This window comes from Sphingomonas pollutisoli (assembly GCF_029167165.1).
Classification (GTDB): domain Bacteria; phylum Pseudomonadota; class Alphaproteobacteria; order Sphingomonadales; family Sphingomonadaceae; genus Sphingomonas; species Sphingomonas pollutisoli.
On the sequence record NZ_JARFNJ010000003.1, the window covers coordinates 286,666 to 304,617 of the forward strand.

Consider the following 17,952-nt stretch of genomic DNA (forward strand, 5'->3'; position numbering starts at 1 on the left):
GCTACTTCGCCTCGCGCCGGGTGAAGTAGATGTGGATTCGCACCCACGCGCCGACCATCGGCTTGCCGCCGACACGCGGCGGGCGAACGAGGAACTGCCAGGAGGCGAGCCGCATCGCGCGCGCGAGCCCCGAACCGATCGGCGATTCGCCCAGCGAGCGGCAATTATCGACATGGTAGTTGGCGATCGTCTGGCAGGCGATGTCGGCATATTCGGGGTTTTCGACCTTGGGCATGTAGCCGCCGAGTTCGGCGTCGGTCGGTTCGCGATACCATTCCGCGTTGAACAGCCGCTGGCCCCCCGGCCCCTCGCCCGGGCCATAGGCCGCGCCGCCATTATTGCCGCCGCTCGCTTTGTCATCGCCGCTGTCGCTGCCGTGCGTCGGCAGCTTCGAGATGTCGGTCGCGGCGTAATCGTCCTGGCTCAGCGTGATCATCTTCGGCGGCACGGGCACGGGCGGGACCGGCGGCGTGATCTCGGGCTTGGGCTTGGTGATCTTGGGCGCAGTCGCCTTGGCAGCATGTTGCACCGGCGACTTCGGCCCTTTGGCGGCGGCCTGCTTGGCGGGGTCCGGCAGCTCCGAGGGCACGAACACCCGAAGCTCGCTCGGCTTGGGTGCCGGCGGCGTCGGGCGTTGCATGCTCCACAGCAGGACCAACAAGGCGATGAGCAGTTCGAGCGCGAGCGCCAGCCCGAACGCGATAGCGCGCCGCCGGAACGACGGATCGTGCCATCGCCAATAATCGTAATCGCTTGCCGCCATTCGCGTAAAAGACCCAACGCCCCGTTTCGACGCGCACCGCGCCCCGGTGCCCGTCACGTCAACGGATCACCGAGCCATAGGAGGCGGGATTGTGCGCCGCAACGCATATGCCGCCTTACATGGATGCGAGGCGACGGTGAAATGACGTTCCCGTCACGTCGGTCGCGCTCGCGTCCAGGTTATGGCGATCACTCGCGTTCGGGCACCGGCACATTGAAGCCGTTGAGTGTCATCGATACCAACGCATACAGGCCGACCAGGTAGATCAACTCGTTGGCGCCATGCTGGCCGAATGTCTCGACGGCGAGCGCATAGCAGGGTTCGGGCAGCACGCCGCCGTTCACCAGCGCGAAGGCGACATCATAAGCGACGCTCTCTTGGCGGTCGAGATCAGCGGGCTTGATGTTGGCACACAGCGCGGAGAGTCGCGCGGCGCTCATCTTCTCGCGTTCGGCGACGGCGATATGCGCGTAGATCTCATAGGCGGCATTGAAATGCGCGCCCGTCACCAGGATCGCGATCTGGCGGGCCGGATCGGGCAAAGTCGCCTGCATCGACATCGCCTTGGTGAGATCCCATATCGCCTTGCCGATCACGGGCTCGTGCAGCCACGGGTTCCACGGTCCCATCAGCGCGCCATCGTCGGCGAGCACCTTGAAGTCATTGAAGTTGGTGGCGATGCCCGCCTTCATGTCCTCATAGAGCGGCTTTTGAGCATCGGTCAGGTCGGCGGGGGCGATCAAAGGCAAGCGCACGGGCGGTCTCCTTGGGCTGAGGCGACTCGCGCTATAGCCGCTTCGGTGCGGCGGTTGCGTGAAACTGGCGTCATGGTCGCGAAAACCGCTAAGGCGCGGATGATGCTGTCACGCCTCGTCCTCACCGATTTCCGCAACCACGCCGATCTCACGCTCGTGCCCGGCGGCGGCTTCGTGGTGCTGACCGGCGAGAATGGCGCGGGCAAGACCAACGTCATCGAGGCGGTGTCGCTGCTTGCACCAGGACGCGGATTACGCGCGGCACCGCTCGGCGAAATGGCACGGCAAGGCGGCAAGGGCGGGTTCGGCGTCGCAGCGACGCTGGAGACGACGCACCCCCAATCCCCCTCCCACGTGTGGGAGGGGCTAGGGGAGGGCTTGTCACGAGGCGGTACGCTTGAAGGACAGGCGGGAGCGGAGAATCCTGCGGGAGGAGAGATTTCGATCGCCACCGGCACGATCGCCACCGCGCCCGAACGGCGGATCGTACGCATTCAGGGTGCGACCGCTCCCGCCACCGCGCTCGCCGAATGGCTGACGGTGCTTTGGCTGACCCCGGCGATGGACCGGCTGTTCGTCGAACCCGCGTCCGAACGCCGCCGCTTTCTCGATCGCCTCACGCTGGCACTCGCGCCGGGCCATGCCGTCCATAGCAACCGTTACGATGCGGCGATGCGCGCGCGCAACCGGCTGCTCGGCGAAGCATCGGAGGGCGCGCCGCTCGATGCCGATTGGATCGCGGCGCTGGAGGTGCAGATGGCCGAGCATGGCGCCGCCATCGATGCGGCACGGCGCGAGACGGTCGCGGCGCTCGGTCTCCGACTTGCCGAGCAACCCGACGGGCCGTTCGCGCGCGCCGGGCTCGCGCTGGAAGGCTGGACCGGCGCCGGCGAAACGCTCGCCGGCGATCTCGCCACCGGGCGGCGGCGCGACATGGCGGCGGGCCGGACGTTGATCGGCCCGCACCGCACCGATCTCGCGGTCAGCCATCTCGGCAAGGCCCAGCCCGCCGCCTTATGCTCGACTGGCGAACAGAAGGCGCTGTTGCTCGGTATCGTGCTCGCGCATGCGGAGCTCGTGGCGGAGCGCACCGGGCGTCATCCGGTGCTGCTGCTAGACGAAGTCGCCGCGCACCTCGATCCGCGCCGTCGCGCCGCCTTGTTCGCGGCGCTGGCGGGCAAGGGACAGGTGTGGATGACCGGCACGGAGGCGGCGCTGTTCGCGGAACTGCATGGCGAAGCCTCGCACGTAGCGCTGCCGTTCGTGCGCTGAATGCCCTGAGCCGCTGCGGGCAGAGGCGCCGCACTGCGATGCCGCCCCAGGCGCCGGTTGAAACGAACAGGAGGTGTTCAGGCCGGAATCTGCTGACTGATGCAGTGAAAACTGCCGCCCCCGGTGAGGATCGCGTCGGCGCGCAAGCCCACCGCCGTGCGATCCGGAAACAGCGCCTGTACCGCCGCCACCGCGGCCTCGTCGTTGGGCGCGCCGTAGAGCGGCACGACGACCGCGGCGTTGCCGATGTAGAAGTTCATATAGCTCGCCGGCACGATCTCGTCGTCGCGCAGCACGCGCCCCGGTGAGGGGATCGGCGCGACCGTGAGGCCCGCCGCCACCGCCGCCTCGGCGGCCGTGCGGTACACCGCCGCGTTCGGATCATCCTCGGCCGCTTGCGGAATCGCCACCACGCCCGGCGCGACGAACCGCGCGAGGTTGTCGACATGGCCGTCGGTATGGTCGTTGAGCAGCCCGTCACCGAGCCACAGGATGTCGCTGAAGCCCAGATCGTCGCGCAACCGCGCGGCGATCTCGTCCTTGCTCAGGTCAGGATTGCGGTTCGGGTTGAGCAGGCATTGCGCGGTGGTGACGAGGCGGCCGGTGCCATCGCCGTCGATCGCGCCGCCTTCGAGCACCCAGTCGCGCCGCTCGACCGGTGCGTCGATCGTCGCCGCCAGCCGCAGCCCGACGTCATCGTCACCGGGCAGGTCGTATTTGCCGCCCCAGCCGTTGAAGCGGAACGACCGCGCGCTGCCGTCGCCGAGCAGGATCGGCCCGGTGTCGCGCAGCCAGATGTCGCCGAACGGCTGAACCACCACTTCGGCATAGTCGCCGGCGATCTGCGCCGCAGCCTGTGCCGCCGCGTCATCGGCGGCGACCAGGATCACGCGCTCGCCCTTGCCCCCGGCGTGGACCGCACGGCCGAACGCGGCGACTTCCTCGCGCGCCGGTTCGAGATCCTCTTCCCACAATTCGGGGTGGCTCGGGAAACCGATCCAGACGGCAGTGTGCGGCGCCCATTCGGCGGGGGGTACGATAGTCGTCATTCGGGATTCCTATTGCGCGGCCGCACGCTGCTTGTCGCGAATCGCGCGGAATTCGGCGGTCTTGTACCAATTGGGCCAAGCGTCGCCATCGGCGAGTTCGCGGCCCAGCCGATAATATAGGGTGAGATCCTCGACCGCGCCCGACCAATCCCAGGCGGGATTATATTCGTCCTGCGGCTTGTGATAGCGGTTGGCGATATAGTCGAGCGTCGCGGCGTGGCCGGCGGCCTCGCCGCCCACCACCAGATCCTCGCCCGCGCCGCCATCGAACATCGGCACGCCGAGCTTGGCGAAGCTGAAATGGTCCGATCTGAAATAGCTGCCGCGCTCCGGGTTAGGCTCGGGCTTGACCACCCTGCCCTGCGCTTCGACCAAAGTCTTCATCATGTCTTCGAGTTCGGATTTGCCCGCGCCGGTGATCTCGAAATCATGGGTGCGGCCCTTCACGTTGAGCACGTCCATGTTGACCCCGCCGACGGTGCGCGCGAGCGGAGAGACCGGGTGCTCGGCATAGTAACGCGAGCCGAGCAGCCCCGCCTCCTCCGCCGTCACCGACAGAAACACGAGCGAGCGTTTGGCCGGCCCGGACTTGGCCTGCGCCTCGGCGAGCGCGACTAGGCCAGCGACGCCGCTCGCATTGTCGAGCGCGCCGTTGCAGATACCGTCACCCTTCACGGCGTCACAGTGGCCGAGATGATCCCAATGCGCGCTGTAGAGGACATATTCGTTCGGCGCGGACGTGCCGGGCAGGATGCCGACCACGTTCTTCGACGCCTGCCGCCGGATGGTGTTGTCGAACGACACCGACGCCTTGACGCCGAGCGGCACCGCGCGGAAGCCCTTGTGCTTGGCGGCCTCGGTCAGCGCGGCGAAATCCTGGCCCGCGCTCGCGAACAGCGCCTTGGCCTTGTCGAGCTGGACCCAGCCGATCGCCGCGCTCTCGCCCATATGGTCGCCCTTCTCGTCGAGTTCGAGCTGCGGCCCGGTGTTGCTCGACTGGACGACGCCCCAGCCGTAAGCGGCCGGCTCGGTATCGTGGACGATGATCGCCGCAGCAGCACCCTGCCGCGCCGCCTCTTCGTACTTGTAGGTCCAGCGGCCGTAATAGGTCATCGCCTTGCCTTCGAACACACCGGTGCGCTCGGACGACTGCCAGTCGGGATCGTTGACGAGGATGATGACCGTCTTGCCCTTCACATCCACGCCGGCATAGTCGTTCCAGCCACGCTCGGGTGCGGTGATGCCATAGCCGACGAACACCACGTCACTGTCCGTCACCGCGATATGTGGCGCGACGCGGAAGGTCTTCACGACCATGTCGGTGCGATAGGCGAGGCTGAGCGGGGTCTCGCCGCCGGTGATCGTCAGCGGCGCGACATTGGTCGCGGTGGTCTCGACCAGCGGCACGTTCTGGAACCAGCCGCCATCGACGCCGGGCTTGAGCCCAGCCGCCTTGAAGCGCTCGACGATATAGGCGGTGGTCTTGTCCTCAGCCGGCGTGGTCGGCTTGCGCCCCTCGAACGCGTCGGACGAGAGCGTCTTGGTCACGTCCTCGAGCGTCTGCACCGAAATGGCGGGGGCCTGCGCGAGCGCAGGGGCGGCAAGGAACGTCAGGCCGAGCAGAAGGGCGCGCATACGAACTCCGCTGAAGAGGATGCGCCTGTCTTGGCAGCGCGCCGCGCCGAGCGCAACGCGCGCCGGTCAGAACAGCTTCAGCTCGGCGAGACGGACTTGCTTCCCCTGCGGCTTGCGGATCGCGAGGCGGATCGCATCGGTGCGGACCGGCTGCCAGGTGAGCGTATCGGTGGCGTTCGCGCGCGGTGCCGCGCCGCGCGTGTCGAGCGGTCGCCATGCGCCATCGACACGATATTCGAGCCGGTAGCTGTCCGGTGCTCCGAACGCACCGCCCGCGAAGAACGACACTTCGCCGCGCCCGAGCGTGACCGGCTTGCCGAAATCGACCGCGAACCATTCGTCCTGCGCCGCGCCGGTCGAATCCCAGCCGTTGGGCAGTTCGGGCATGAACCACACGCGCCCGTCGATACCCTGGTGCAGCCGCTCGGGATCGGTGCCGCTCGATGCGCTCGGCTTTGGGTAATCGGTGCGGACGAGACTGATCGACTGGGCGATCGGCCGATCCACCGGTGGATTGGCCTTGGCCGCGACCGGCACGACCAGCTTGCCGAGCGTCGGGCGCGATGCCGCCAGCGCGCCATCGACATAGACGCGCAGACCCGCACCGCCGCGATACCGCCGCCCGTCTTCGTCATAGACCACCGACAGCAGCCGGCCGTGATACGGCACGTCCTGCGCCGCGAACCAGCGAAGTCGGTCCTTCGCGCGATCCCTGGCGGGCAGCAGCGGGTCGACCACCACGCTGTCGTCGGGCTGCGGGGTGATGCCGGCGAGGCCGGAGATCACGAGATCGTCGAACCCGCTGTGGAAATAATGGTGGCTGCGCGGCAGCCCGACGATCGGCTTGCCGGTCGCGGGGTCGTAATCCTCCTCCAGATCCAGCCGGTCGCCCTGATAGTGCATCCGCGCATATTGGCGCAGCAGCCGCAGGTAATCGCCGCGCCCGATCGCCCCGTCGGGGCCGGCGTGGAGGCGATTGGCGAGACCGGTCAGCACCTGCGTGGTCTGGAACGGCCACACCGGCCCGTTCCACTGGCATTCGCGCAGGCCCGTCGCGGCGTCATAGCGATATTGCCGCATGTAATATTGGTAGCTCGGCTCGGTGGTGCGCAGCCCCGCCGGACCGCCTAGCTCGTTCGCCGACAGGATATGCGTCCAGGCGCGATCGAACTTGGCGTCGGCGCCGATCAGCCCGAACGTCCAGGGCAAATAGCCGACCAGCTCGCGGCCGCGGATCTGATCCCAGTATTTCACATGATCGTTGCTGACCTTGTAGCGGTCGATGAAATGGCCGAACCTGTCGCTCCACAACGCATCGAGCACGCGACCGCGCAACCGCTCGGCGCGCGCGGCATAGTCCGCCGCCGTCGCGGTGTCGCCCGCGAGCGCCGACAGCCGGCTGATCGCCATCGCATTGGCATATTGGAAGCTGTTGATCGACGGGCGGAACGCATCGCCGCCGCGAAACCCGTCCTTGCCGCCCGACGCATCGATCGACGAGATCGTATATTCGGTCGCGTCGAGCAGCGGCTCGATCCAGTACAGCCCCTTGGTGAAGTCGAAGCGATCGTCCCACAGGCCGTACACCAGCCGCATCGCCGGCAGCAGCCGCACCGCGCCGTCGCGGTCGTGATCGACGAGGTAGCGGCCCCACACCGCATCGGCGATGCTTTCGCTGAAATGACGGTCGTTGCCGCCGTCGAGATAGAGGAAATTGATATAATCGTCGGCGAAGCGGCGGTCGCGCAGCCAGCGCCCCTCGTTGATGTGGAAGGCGGTGGCGTCGTTGAGGCTGGCATAGGGCTCGCGCTGCCAACCCACGTCGTTGAGGAACTCGGTGGAGATGAACCCCTTGGCGCCGAGATCGCGCTGGTGTGCGCGGAACACCTGCCAGCGGTAATAATAGACCGCGTCGAGCGTCGCGTCCGAGCTGTCGAACAGCGGGATGCGATCGCGATACCAGTCGGCGTCGTTGCCGTACTGCCGCGCGAGGATCGCGTCGCGATCGAGCCGCGGGGCGGGCGCGGGCGCGGCGGCGATCAGCGTGAGCGGTGCTGCGCAAAGGAGCGCGGCCCGCAGCCTGCGTTTCAGGGCGATCATCCGCTCAACTCCGCTGGCGAACGTGCAACAGGCTGGCGCCGTGCGAGGGCAGATCCCGCGCCACTGCCCCGGTCATGTCGGCGAGCGGCGTCCGTTCCCACAGGTCGCGCGCGGATACCATGCCACGCACGCCGAGCCGATCGAGCGGCAGCGCCACCCGGCGAGGCTTTCCCGACGTGTTGAACAGCGCGACATAATGCCCGCCGGCGGGTGCGGTCGCGCTCCACAGATGCGTGCCGTCTTCGAGGATGTGCGGCCGGTTGTCCGAACTCGCCTGGTTGACCGCGATCACCTCGGGGTTGGTCAGCAGCGCCAGCGTCGCCGCGTCGAGGTGGCGCAGATCGCCGCCCATAATGAGCGGCGAACGCGCGATCGACCATAAGGTCATCAGCGTGCGTTGCTCGTCGGGGGTGAAACGCGAATCGCGCGCGCCGAGCGCGAGCCGGCCGAGCGGCAGCATGTCGCCATCGGGCCAGCGGCCGCCGCCGATATGCGGGCTCCAGGTTTCGAAGCGGGTGAACTGCGCGGTGAGCTGCGGCCATTCGTCCCAAAAATCATCGGCGATCCGCCACATCTCGGCATGACGGCGGACGTGATCGGCGCGGATCACCGGCGTCTCGCCGGGCGAGAGGCTGAGCACCATCGGGCGACCCGAGCGTTTGATCGCCAGCGCGACCGCTTCGATCTCGGGTGCATGCGCATCATAGGGGCGGCTCATGTCGTCGACCTTGACGAAATCGACGCCCCAGCGCGCATATTGCGCGAACACGCTGTCGTAATAGGCTTGCGCGCCGGGTTCGCGCATATCGACGCCGTACATGTCGGGGTTCCACGAACACACGCTGGTCACGTCGGCGACATCGCGCGCGCGATACTGCGTGCCGAGCACCGGCAGATTGCGTTCGACCGCGAGCCGGGGAATGCCGCGCATGACATGGATGCCGAACCGCAAGCCGAGCGCATGAACCCGTGCGGCGAGCGGGGCAAAGCCAAGACCGCCAGCGCTCGACGGGAAACGATTCGGCGCAGGGAGCAGCCGGCCGTTGGCGTCGATCACCGGCACCGGCTTGGCGTTATACTCGTAGCTCTTCGCGTCGGGATCATACCATTGGATATCGACCGTGAAGATGTCGTAGCCGGCGGGCAGCAGCTTTGCCGCCATGATGCCGGCGGTCTCGATCGCCTGCGCCTCGGTGATGGTGGTGGCGAAGCTGTTCCAGCTATTCCACCCCATCGGCGGCCTCGGCGCGAGCGAAGCGGCGGCGCGCGGCGTGGCGCTGGTGGCGCCCGGCAGAGCTACCGCCGCCGCGCCGGCGACGAGCACCGTGCGGCGATCGATACCGCTCATACCCGCAGCACCCCGTTGGCCACCGGCGCGCCGAAATCGGGCGTGCCGTCCGGCGCGTAGCGGATCGGCTGTACGCGGGTGTGGCGGTTAGGATCGAACAAGGGATCCCCCTTGATCTCGGCGTAATCGCGCGCGTGATAGACCAGCATGTCGCGACCTCGTTCGTCGGTGGTGAAACTGTTGTGGCCGGGGCCGTAAACCTTGTGCGCGGGCGACGACCGGAACACCGGCAGCGGTGCTTTCGACCAATTCGCCGCGTCCATGATGTCCGCGTCCTCGCGGCAGGTTAGCATGCCCAGACAATAGCGCGCATCCGTCGCGCTCGCCGAATAGGTCATGAACAAACGCCCGTTGCGTGCCAGTACCGCCGGGGCCTCGTTGACCTTGTAACCGCGCACTTCCCAGTCGAGCGTCGGGACGGACAGGCGCACCTGCTGCGCGGCGAGTGTCAGCGGGGTCTTCAAAGGCGCGAGGTAGAGATTGCTGTTGGTGTCGATCCCCGGCTCGCGTTGCGCCCATGCCAGGTAGCGCTGACCCTTGTGGACGAACGAGGTCGAATCGAGATTGAAACTGTCCCATGCGGTCTGAAGCTGGCCGAGCACCGCCCAGTTGCCCGTCATCGGGTCCGCCCCGTCGCACACCACCGCATAGGTGCGGATGCGGAACACGTCCTCGCCACCGCCGCTGGGGCCAGCGGCGAAATACATCGTCCAGCGCCCGTCGACCAGATGCAGCTCAGGCGCCCAGAGGAAACCCGACATCGGCCCGGACGTTTCATGCCGCCATACCACTCGCTCCGACGCGGTCGCGAGCCCGGCGAGCGTCTTCGCACGGCGCAAGACCAGCCGGTCATATTCGGGCACCGATCCGGTCATGTAGTAAATGCCGTCGGTATGGCGGAAGATCTGCGCATCCGCGCGGTTCCTGACCAGCGGATTGGTGATTGCCGCTTCTGTCCGGATTCGCGCCGCGCCGGGGGCGGCGACGAGCGTGGCGGCCGCGCCACCAACGAAGCCACGACGGGTCAGCTCAATCATGTGCGATCCTCTGCTTGCGGGTCTGGCGGGCGCTCGCGGAATCCGCGAGCGCCCGCGCGGTGACGGCGAGGACGATTTCCGCCCGCGCCGTCTCGTCACCGGCTATTGCAGGTCGAGCATCACCACCGACTTGGACGGCAGCGCCACCGTCAGCGTCGTGCCGTCGATCCGCGCACCGGTGAAGGCGGCGGGCGCGATGGCGTTCGGCGTCGTGAAGTCGTTATGCGCGTTCATCGTCGCCGCGGTGAGGATGCGGCCCGAGACGCTGCTCGCGCTCACTCCGCCAAGCGCGACGCTGACCGTGGCGGGCTTGTTCGGATCGAGGTTCGACAGCGCGACGTGGACCTTGCCGGCCTTGTCGCGCACCGCCGAGGCGGACACGCCCGGCATCGTCCACTGGTCCTTGTTGTACCACGGCGCCTTGATGTCGAGCGGCAGCACGGTCGCGTCCATGTAGGGCTTGTACATCTCATAGACGTAATAGGTCGGCGTCTTCACCATCTTGGCGCCGTCGGTGAGGATCATCGCCTGGAGCACGTTGACCATCTGCGCGATCGCGGTGACACGGACGCGATCGGCATGCTTGGCGAAGATGTCGAGATGGACCGAGGCGACCAGCGCGTCGCGCAGCGTGTTCTGCTGGCGCAGGAAGCCGGGATTGGTGCCCTCCTGCGCCTTGAACCAGGTGCCCCATTCATCGACCGCGAGGAACAGCTTCTTCTGCGGATCGAACTTGTCCATCATCGCGCTGTGCTTGGCGACGAGCTCTTCCATATGCGACGCGTCGGCAAGCGTGTGCGCCCAGCCGGCCTCGTCGAATTCGGTCGCCGACGCGCTCGGCGGCCAGCCGCCCGTCATCGTGTAATAATGGAGCGATACGCCGTCGATCTGCTTCGCGGCGTCGCGCATCATGGTTTCGGTCCACTTGTAATCGTCGCCGTTGGCGCCCGATGCGACCTTGAGAATCCGGGTGCCCTCCGGCGCGACGACGAAGGTGGCATAGCGCTTGGTCTCATCGGCGGCATAGGCCGCGCTCATGTTGCCGCCGCAGCCCCACAGCTCGTTGCCGATGCCGAAATAGGGCACCTTCCACGGCGCCTTGTGGCCGTTCCTCGCGCGCTCATCGGCCAGGCTGCCGGCGGGCGAGGTCATATATTCGACCCACTCGGCCATTTCGCGCGGCGTGCCATTGCCGACATTGCCCGAGATGTACGCTTCGGACCCGATCTGATCCATCAGGTCCATGAACTCGTGGGTGCCGACCTCATTCGGTTCGGTGACGCCGCCCCAATGCGTGTTGATCTTGACCGGGCGCTTGGCCTGCGGGCCGATGCCTTCGCGCCAGTGATATTCGTCGGCGAAACAGCCGCCCGGCCAGCGCACCATCGGCACGCCGAGTTCCTTGAGCGCGCCGACCACGTCGTTGCGGAAGCCGCGCGTGTTGGGGATCTTCGAATTCTTGCCGACCCACAGCCCGCCATAGATGCCGTTGCCGAGATGCTCCGCGAACTGGGTGAAGATGTGACGATCATAGATCGGCCCCGGCGTCTCACCGTGCAGCGTCACCGTCGCCGTGTCGGGTGCTGCCTGCTGCGCCACACTCCCGGTGGCCGCCCCGGCGATCGCGATACCGCCCAGCAGCATGCGTAAAAGTCTTCTCATCCTCGTCCTCCCGGTTAATCGTTGAATGGTTCGACCACATCGCGCCGTGCGCGCAGAAACGCGTCGGCGACCAGCTTGAGCGGCCCGGTATCGATATCGCTACGCCCGCTGCGAATCAGCGTGGCGAAGCGCGCGTACAGCCCTCGATATTCGCGGTCCTCATGATGCTCGTCGCCGCTCGGCAGCGTCAGCACCGCGCCGCCGCGCGACAATCTGCAGGTGCCCGCGTCGGTTTCGACGATGATGTCCCAGCTTTGCGCGCCAGTCTGGCGCCAGTCCAGATCCAGGTGGATTTCAGCACCCGCGCTATCGGAGAAGCTGAGATCGGCGGCGATCGGCGCGGCGCGGTTGGCGGGAATGGCGATCGTACCCGACCGCAAGAAGAACGGGCGCGGCAGGATATGCGTCGCGATCGACAGCGCGTTGATGCCGGGATCGAAAACACCGAGTCCGCCCGGTTCCCAAATCCACGCCTGCCCGGGATGCCAGACGCGGACATCCTCGCGCCATATGATCGAGACGCGTTCGATACGCCGTTCCGCCAGCCATGCGCGCGCCGGAGCGACGCCTGCCGCGAAGCGCGAGTGCCATGCCGTGAACAGCGACGCGCCCGTTTTGACCGCCCGCGCTTCCAGCGCATCGACTTCGGCCAGCGTCGCGCCCGGCGGCTTTTCGAGAAGCACGTGGATACCGCGCGCGAGCGCATGCGCGGCGAGATCGTAGCGGACTTGCGGCGGGGTGCAGAGCGCGATCGCATCGACCGCAGGGCCTTGCGCCAGCAGCGCGTCCAGACTCGGCAGGTGCGGCACGCCGGCCACGTTCTGATCGGCGATCGGGCTCACCGTCGCGGCAAGGCTGAACGCCGCATCGCCACGAATCGCGGGCAGATGCTGATCGCGCGCGATCTTGCCCATGCCGACGATGCCGATACGAAAGGGGTTCACCGATCAGAGCACCTTGGCGATGGCGGGACGAAAGCCGGACGCGGTTCGGTGCTGCAACCGGCACAGGGCCATGCGATCCATCCTCTCTCTCGTCACGGGCAAACACCGTGCCTTTTCAGCCCGTTCGCACGGCCATCCAATTACTCCTACTTATTTCCGCAAGCGGCGAAACGCAATCTTTCGTTTTGCAAAGCCGAAACGGCTGTTACGGCTTCGCAAGGAGACGAGGATGACCGAACACGGCGAGGACGTCGAAGGCATGGCGATGGAGCGGACGCCGCGCGGAACTGGGCGGCGGCTGCACGGGTCGATCGCGCACAAGATCGGCGTGGCGATCGTTTCGGGCACCTATGCGCCCGGTGATATCCTGTCGAGCGAAGTGGATTTCTCCGAGGCGCTCGATGTGTCGCGCGGGGCCTACCGGGAGGCGATCCGCGCGCTCGCCGCCAAGGGACTCGTCGAGAGCCGGCCCAAGGCGGGAACGCGCGTGCTGCCCCGCGCGCGCTGGAATCTGCTCGATCCCGACGTGCTGACCTGGGCGTTCGCGGGCGAGCCTGACGCACAATTCGTCCGCAACCTGTTCGAATTGCGCGCCGTCGTCGAACCTGCCGCCGCCGGCTTCGCCGCCGAACGGCGCGACCGCGAAGACCTGCGCGTCCTCAAGGAGGCGCTCGCCCAGATGCGCCGCCATTCGCTCGCTACCGAGGCGGGCCGGATCGCCGACCGCGACTTCCACGATGCGATCCTGCGTGCAACCCGCAACGACGCGATGATGGTGCTGGCGGCGAGCATCGGCGCGGCGGTGAGCTGGACCACGCAGTACAAGCAGCGCGCGCGCGCCTTGCCTCGCAATCCGATCCCCGACCATGCTCGCGTCTACGAAGCCATTGCGGCCGGGGATGCGGCCGGCGCCAGCGCGGCGATGCGCGTGCTGGTCGATCTCGCGCTTCAGGATACCGCCAGCGCGATGGGCGCCCCCGTCTAATCGTCCACGATCAAAGCCTTGCCCTGACAATTTTGGTCCGACTATAAGCCGCATGCAAACGGCGCCGCGCTTTTCAGGCGCGCTATGAGGGAACACAGAGGATGCTGAAGATGATGCGCGTCGGCGTGGTGGCACTGGCCGCCGCTACCGCTCTCACGCCGTACGCGGCCAACGCGGCGGAGGCAAAACGCGAAGCGGCCGGCAAGCTCAGCGACGGCTCGACGATCGAGGCGATCACGCTCTCGAACGGTCGCGGCGTTTCCGCGCGCATCCTCACCTATGGCGCGACGCTCCAGTCGCTGATCGCGCCCGACCGGGACGGCAAGCTCGCCGATGTCGCGCTCGGCTATGATGACGCCGCGACGTACCAGAGCCATCCGAATTATTTCGGTGCCACCATCGGCCGCTATGCGAACCGCATCGCCGGCGGCCGATTCACGCTTGATGGCAAGACGTATCAATTGCCGCTCAACGACAAGGTCAATTCGTTGCACGGCGGCGGCAAGGGCTTCGACAAGCAGCTCTGGAAGATCGTTTCGGTCAAGTCCGGCCCTGTCGCATCGGTGGTGCTCGCCTATTCGAGCCCCGATGGCGACGCTGGCTATCCCGGCGCGCTCGACGTGACGGTGACCTACGCGCTCGACGAAAGCGGCGCGCTGAAGGTCAGCTATGACGCCAAGACCACCAAGCCGACCGTCGTCAACATCACCAACCACAGCTTCTTCAATCTCGCCGGCGAAGGCGCGCCGGCTGGTGCGACCTTCCACACGCTGGTGATTCCCGCGCAGACCTATACGCCCGTCGATGCGCACCTGATCCCGACCGGCGAACGCCGTCCGGTCGCCGGCACCGTTTTCGATTTCCGCAAACCGCGTGTGATCGCCGATGGCATTCGCGACGGGCGCGATGAACAGATTCGCTTCGGCCAGGGCTACGATCACAATTTCGCGCTCGACAAGGGTTTGACCGCGACACCCCAGCTCGCCGCGCGACTGGAAGATCCCGCCTCGGGCCGAGTCCTCGAGATTCTGAGCACCGAACCGGGCGTGCAATTCTACACCGGCAACTTCCTCGACGGCACCTTCGTCGGCAAGGGTGGGCACGTGTACCGGATGGGCGATTCGGTCTCGCTCGAACCGCAGAAGTTCCCGGACTCGCCCAACCATCCCGATTTCGTCTCGGCGCGGGTCGATCCGGGCAAGCCGTACCATAGCGAGATGATCTTCAAGCTGTCGGTCGCGCGGCGCTGATCTCGCCGCTCCCATGTTCCACGTGAAAACGGGCGATCTGCTTGATCGAGCAGGTGGCCCGTTTGCTATCGAAGCACATACAGCCCCGCTTTACGCCCTTCATCGCCAAGGCTAATTTCGCGATGGGGACATTCAGGGGGCGATATGAAATACGCGTATTGGGCCGGCTTGGCGCTGCTATCAACCGCGTCGCAAGCCGGGGCGGCGAGCGATGCGGCACTGCGTTTCGGCGCGCGCGAGGATGTCCGCCAGATCAGCATATCACCCGACGGCAAGCGGATCGCGTATATCGCGCCGACCGGCACGCGCGGCGATACCGTAATAATCGCGACCGTGGCGACCGGCGAACTGAAGGCGATCACCGCATCTTCCGGTAATCCGGACCGACTGCAATCCTGTCATTGGACCACCGATACGCGGCTGACATGCGCGATCTATATGGTGGTTACGGACAGCCGCCAGCGCATTTTACCCTTCTCGCGCATCTTCGCTCTTGATGCCGATGGCAAGCGCTCGACTATGCTGAGCGCGCGCACGAACGACCGCACGCTCGGATTTTCGCTGGGCGGCGGCGAGATCATCGACTGGCAGCCTGACAAAGCCGACGGCAGCGTGCTGATGACGCACACCTACATCCCGGAAGCGACGACCGGCAGCCTCGTTACTTCTACCCAAGAGGGTCTTGGCGTCGACCGCATCGACACCGTGACTCTGAAGCATACGATGGTGGAGCCGCCGCGCCGCGGGGCCGAGGGCTATATCAGCGACGGGCATGGCACGGTGCGGATCATGGAAGTTCGGGGTGAAACGAACACCGGTTACATGAAGGACACGGTCAATGTCCTCTATCGCACGCCAGACAGCCGCCAGTGGAAGCCGCTCAGCACCGTGAAGCAATCCGGCGGTGTCAGCACCGGGTTCGATCCGGTCGCGGTGGATCGCGACAAGAACGTGGCATATGGCTTCGACACCGTCGGCGGTCGCAACGCTCTGTATTCGGTGGCGCTTGATGGATCGCTCAAGCGCGAACTGGTGCTGGCACGCCCCGATGTCGATGTCGACGATCTCGTGTCGGTGGGACGGCAGAATCGCATGGTCGGTGTCGGCTTCGCCACCGACAAGCGTCAGACCGTATATTTCGATCCAGAACTCGCCAAGCTGTCCGCCTCGCTGTCCAAGGCGTTGCCAGGCCTTCCATTGGTCAACATCGTCGATGCCACCGGAGACGAGAGCAAGCTGGTGATCTTCGCCGGCAGCGATGTCGATCCCGGGCGGTACTACCTCTATGATAAGGCAACCCGCAAACTGGCGGAGCTGCTGCCGTTGCGGCAGGCGCTGGCAAAGACGCCTTTGGCAAGCGTGAAGCCCGTCAACGTGATTGTCGCCGATGGCACGACGATCCCTGCCTATCTGACACTACCGCCGGGTGGGGCGGCCAAGGGGCTGCCCGCGATCGTCATGCCGCACGGCGGCCCGGATGCGCGGGACGAATGGGGCTTCGACTGGCTGGCGCAGTTCTTCGCCAACCGCGGCTATGCGGTGCTCCAGCCCAATTTTCGTGGATCGACTGGTTATGGCGTCGCCTTCTTCGAGAAAAACGGCTTCCAGTCCTGGCCTGTCGCCGTCGGCGACGTGAACGACAGCGGGCGCTGGCTGATCAAACAAGGCATCGCCGATCCGGCGAAGCTCGCGGTGGTCGGCTGGTCGTACGGCGGCTATGCCGCATTGCAATCCGCGGTTCTCGATCCTGCTCTGTTCAAAGCGATCGTCGCGGTCGCACCGGTCACGGATTTGGAAAGCCGCCGGGAGGAATGGCACGAGTTCACCAACTATTCGCTGGTCGACACGCAAATCGGCCATGGTCCGCATGTCCAGGCCGGCTCGCCCGCCCAACATGCCGACCACTTCACGGCGCCGGTGCTGCTGTTCCACGGCGACCTCGATCGCAACGTGGCGGTCGCCGAGTCACGCTTGATGGCATCCCGTCTCAAGGGCGCGCACAAAGCCGTGACCTATGTGGAGTATCCCGCGCTCGACCATCAGCTCGAGGACAATGCGGTGCGGGCGGACATGCTCGACAAGATGGATGGCTTCCTGCGTACGACCTTGGTGTTGCCCTCCGCGCCGTGAGCGGCGCGGAAAGCTTGATCCACGCGAAGGCAAGACACGAAAAAGGGCGGCCGTCGCGGGCCGCCCTTTTTTGATTCGGAGCGCGACGCGGGCGAAGCCCGCATCGTCGGTCGGCGCCTTGGCGCCGCCGGCCGCTCGCGCTGTGCGTTTCTCGATTTAGCTTCGCCAAATCTCGATCAGCGCGAGTAGAACTCGACCACCAGGTTCGGTTCCATCTTCACCGGATAGGGCACTTCGTCGAGTGTCGGAACGCGCGTGAAGGTCACCTTCGCCGCGCCGTCCGGCGCGACATAATCAGGGATGTCGCGCTCGGACAGGGTCTGCGCTTCCATCACCAGCGCCATTTCCTGCGCCTTGCTGCCCAGCGTGATCTCTTCGCCGGCGAACACGCGACGCGACGCGATGTTGCACTTCACACCGTTGACGCGGACGTGGCCGTGCGAGACGAGCTGGCGCGCGGCGAAGATCGTCGGCGCGAACTTGGCGCGATAGACGATCATGTCGAGGCGCTGCTCGAGCAGGCCGATCAGGTTCTGGCTGGTGTCGCCCTTCATGCGCGCGGCTTCGGTGTAGCAAGCGCGGAACTGCTTCTCGGTGACGTCGCCGTAATAGCCCTTGAGCTTCTGCTTGGCGCGAAGCTGCAGACCGTAATCCGAAACCTTGCCCTTGCGGCGCTGGCCGTGCTGACCGGGACCGTATTCGCGCTTGTTGACAGGCGACTTGGGGCGACCCCAGATATTCTCGCCCATGCGGCGATCGATCTTGTGCTTGGCGCTGGAGCGCTTCGACATATTCTCTTCCTTGCAAATGCCAATAACGAGACCGGCGCCGCCACGCGGGCGGTGCCGATCAGATCCCGGTAATCGCTCCGGCACGGATGCCGGGGCCACCGCTTCACCGGGGTGCGGGGCCAAATGCGAAGGGGGCCGTTAGCGGGGGCGCGCGTGCGAGTCAAGCCAATCGATCCGGAGACGAAGCCGGCCGCAGCCGCTAAGGGAGCGCCGCTCTTGACGCCACCCCGC

General features: G+C 66.3%; 13 protein-coding genes and 1 pseudogene. 4 read left to right on the forward strand and 10 right to left on the reverse strand.

The window, feature by feature from the left end:
* Position 1: 1 nt before the first annotated feature.
* Together PX554_RS07690 and PX554_RS07695 are read right to left on the reverse strand one after the other, a co-directional pair.
* Positions 2–763, reverse strand: a complete 762-nt coding sequence (locus PX554_RS07690; RefSeq protein WP_275500418.1) for a hypothetical protein — start codon at positions 761–763, stop codon at positions 2–4.
* A gap of 188 nt (positions 764–951) precedes the next feature.
* Positions 952–1,518, reverse strand: coding sequence for a carboxymuconolactone decarboxylase family protein (locus PX554_RS07695; RefSeq protein ID WP_275500420.1), 567 nt, complete (start codon positions 1,516–1,518; stop codon positions 952–954).
* A 102-nt stretch (positions 1,519–1,620) separates the two neighbouring features.
* Here PX554_RS07695 and PX554_RS07700 point away from each other — a divergent pair, with 102 nt between their 5' ends.
* On the forward strand, positions 1,621–2,790 hold the full coding sequence (locus tag PX554_RS07700) for a DNA replication/repair protein RecF (protein WP_275500422.1): 1,170 nt from the start codon (positions 1,621–1,623) through the stop codon (positions 2,788–2,790).
* A gap of 77 nt (positions 2,791–2,867) precedes the next feature.
* Here the strand turns inward: PX554_RS07700 and PX554_RS07705 are convergent, their stop codons facing one another.
* The 7 genes and pseudogenes from PX554_RS07705 to PX554_RS07735 form a co-directional block, all read right to left on the reverse strand.
* The gene (locus PX554_RS07705) at positions 2,868–3,839 is read right to left on the reverse strand and encodes an agmatine deiminase family protein (protein ID WP_275500423.1); all 972 of its coding nucleotides are present in this window, start codon (positions 3,837–3,839) and stop codon (positions 2,868–2,870) included.
* Between the two features lie 9 nt (positions 3,840–3,848).
* Positions 3,849–5,474: a M28 family metallopeptidase gene (locus PX554_RS07710; protein WP_275500425.1), complete on the reverse strand. Its 1,626-nt coding sequence runs from the start codon at positions 5,472–5,474 to the stop codon at positions 3,849–3,851.
* Positions 5,475–5,540: 66 nt separating this feature from the next.
* Positions 5,541–7,574, reverse strand: coding sequence for an MGH1-like glycoside hydrolase domain-containing protein (locus PX554_RS07715; protein WP_275500426.1), 2,034 nt, complete (start codon positions 7,572–7,574; stop codon positions 5,541–5,543).
* A 4-nt stretch (positions 7,575–7,578) separates the two neighbouring features.
* A complete protein-coding gene (locus PX554_RS07720; RefSeq protein ID WP_275500428.1) occupies positions 7,579–8,922 on the reverse strand; it encodes a glycoside hydrolase family 27 protein in 1,344 nt (447 codons plus the stop codon).
* A gap of 5 nt (positions 8,923–8,927) precedes the next feature.
* Positions 8,928–9,959, reverse strand: a pseudogene (locus tag PX554_RS07725) (glycoside hydrolase family 43 protein); the annotation flags it as partial.
* Between the two features lie 102 nt (positions 9,960–10,061).
* Positions 10,062–11,621 carry an alpha-N-arabinofuranosidase gene (locus PX554_RS07730; protein ID WP_093224774.1) on the reverse strand — a complete coding sequence of 520 codons (1,560 nt, stop codon included), beginning with the start codon at positions 11,619–11,621 and terminating at the stop codon, positions 10,062–10,064.
* 14 nt (positions 11,622–11,635) lie between these two features.
* Positions 11,636–12,565: a Gfo/Idh/MocA family protein gene (locus tag PX554_RS07735; RefSeq protein ID WP_093224776.1), complete on the reverse strand. Its 930-nt coding sequence runs from the start codon at positions 12,563–12,565 to the stop codon at positions 11,636–11,638.
* Between the two features lie 229 nt (positions 12,566–12,794).
* On the opposite strand from PX554_RS07735, the gene PX554_RS07740 reads away from it, so the two are divergent.
* From PX554_RS07740 to PX554_RS07750, 3 genes are all read left to right on the forward strand, one after another.
* Positions 12,795–13,550, forward strand: coding sequence for a FadR/GntR family transcriptional regulator (locus tag PX554_RS07740; RefSeq protein WP_256326243.1), 756 nt, complete (start codon positions 12,795–12,797; stop codon positions 13,548–13,550).
* A gap of 110 nt (positions 13,551–13,660) precedes the next feature.
* Positions 13,661–14,800 (forward strand): aldose epimerase family protein, encoded by a 1,140-nt coding sequence (locus PX554_RS07745; RefSeq protein WP_371128292.1) that lies wholly within the window; start codon positions 13,661–13,663, stop codon positions 14,798–14,800.
* A 144-nt stretch (positions 14,801–14,944) separates the two neighbouring features.
* On the forward strand, positions 14,945–16,930 hold the full coding sequence (locus PX554_RS07750; protein ID WP_275500434.1) for an alpha/beta hydrolase family protein: 1,986 nt from the start codon (positions 14,945–14,947) through the stop codon (positions 16,928–16,930).
* Between the two features lie 176 nt (positions 16,931–17,106).
* On the opposite strand, the gene rpsD is transcribed toward PX554_RS07750, so the two are convergent.
* Positions 17,107–17,721 carry a 30S ribosomal protein S4 gene (gene rpsD / locus PX554_RS07755; protein ID WP_093224782.1) on the reverse strand — a complete coding sequence of 205 codons (615 nt, stop codon included), beginning with the start codon at positions 17,719–17,721 and terminating at the stop codon, positions 17,107–17,109.
* Between the last annotated feature and the right edge of the window lie 231 nt (positions 17,722–17,952).

Bases quoted from the DNA above. Each gene is read 5' to 3' on its own strand.
- PX554_RS07690 (WP_275500418.1), bottom strand. From the start codon at position 763: ATGGCGGCAAGCGATTACGATTATTGGCGATGGCACGATCCGTCGTTC.
- PX554_RS07700 (WP_275500422.1), top strand. From the start codon at position 1,621: ATGCTGTCACGCCTCGTCCTCACCGATTTCCGCAACCACGCCGATCTC.
- PX554_RS07705 (WP_275500423.1), bottom strand. From the start codon at position 3,839: ATGACGACTATCGTACCCCCCGCCGAATGGGCGCCGCACACTGCCGTC.
- PX554_RS07710 (WP_275500425.1), bottom strand. From the start codon at position 5,474: ATGCGCGCCCTTCTGCTCGGCCTGACGTTCCTTGCCGCCCCTGCGCTC.
- PX554_RS07715 (WP_275500426.1), bottom strand. From the start codon at position 7,574: ATGATCGCCCTGAAACGCAGGCTGCGGGCCGCGCTCCTTTGCGCAGCA.
- PX554_RS07720 (WP_275500428.1), bottom strand. From the start codon at position 8,922: ATGAGCGGTATCGATCGCCGCACGGTGCTCGTCGCCGGCGCGGCGGCG.
- PX554_RS07730 (WP_093224774.1), bottom strand. From the start codon at position 11,621: ATGAGAAGACTTTTACGCATGCTGCTGGGCGGTATCGCGATCGCCGGG.
- PX554_RS07740 (WP_256326243.1), top strand. From the start codon at position 12,795: ATGACCGAACACGGCGAGGACGTCGAAGGCATGGCGATGGAGCGGACG.
- PX554_RS07745 (WP_371128292.1), top strand. From the start codon at position 13,661: ATGATGCGCGTCGGCGTGGTGGCACTGGCCGCCGCTACCGCTCTCACG.
- PX554_RS07750 (WP_275500434.1), top strand. From the start codon at position 14,945: ATGAAATACGCGTATTGGGCCGGCTTGGCGCTGCTATCAACCGCGTCG.
- rpsD (WP_093224782.1), bottom strand. From the start codon at position 17,721: ATGTCGAAGCGCTCCAGCGCCAAGCACAAGATCGATCGCCGCATGGGC.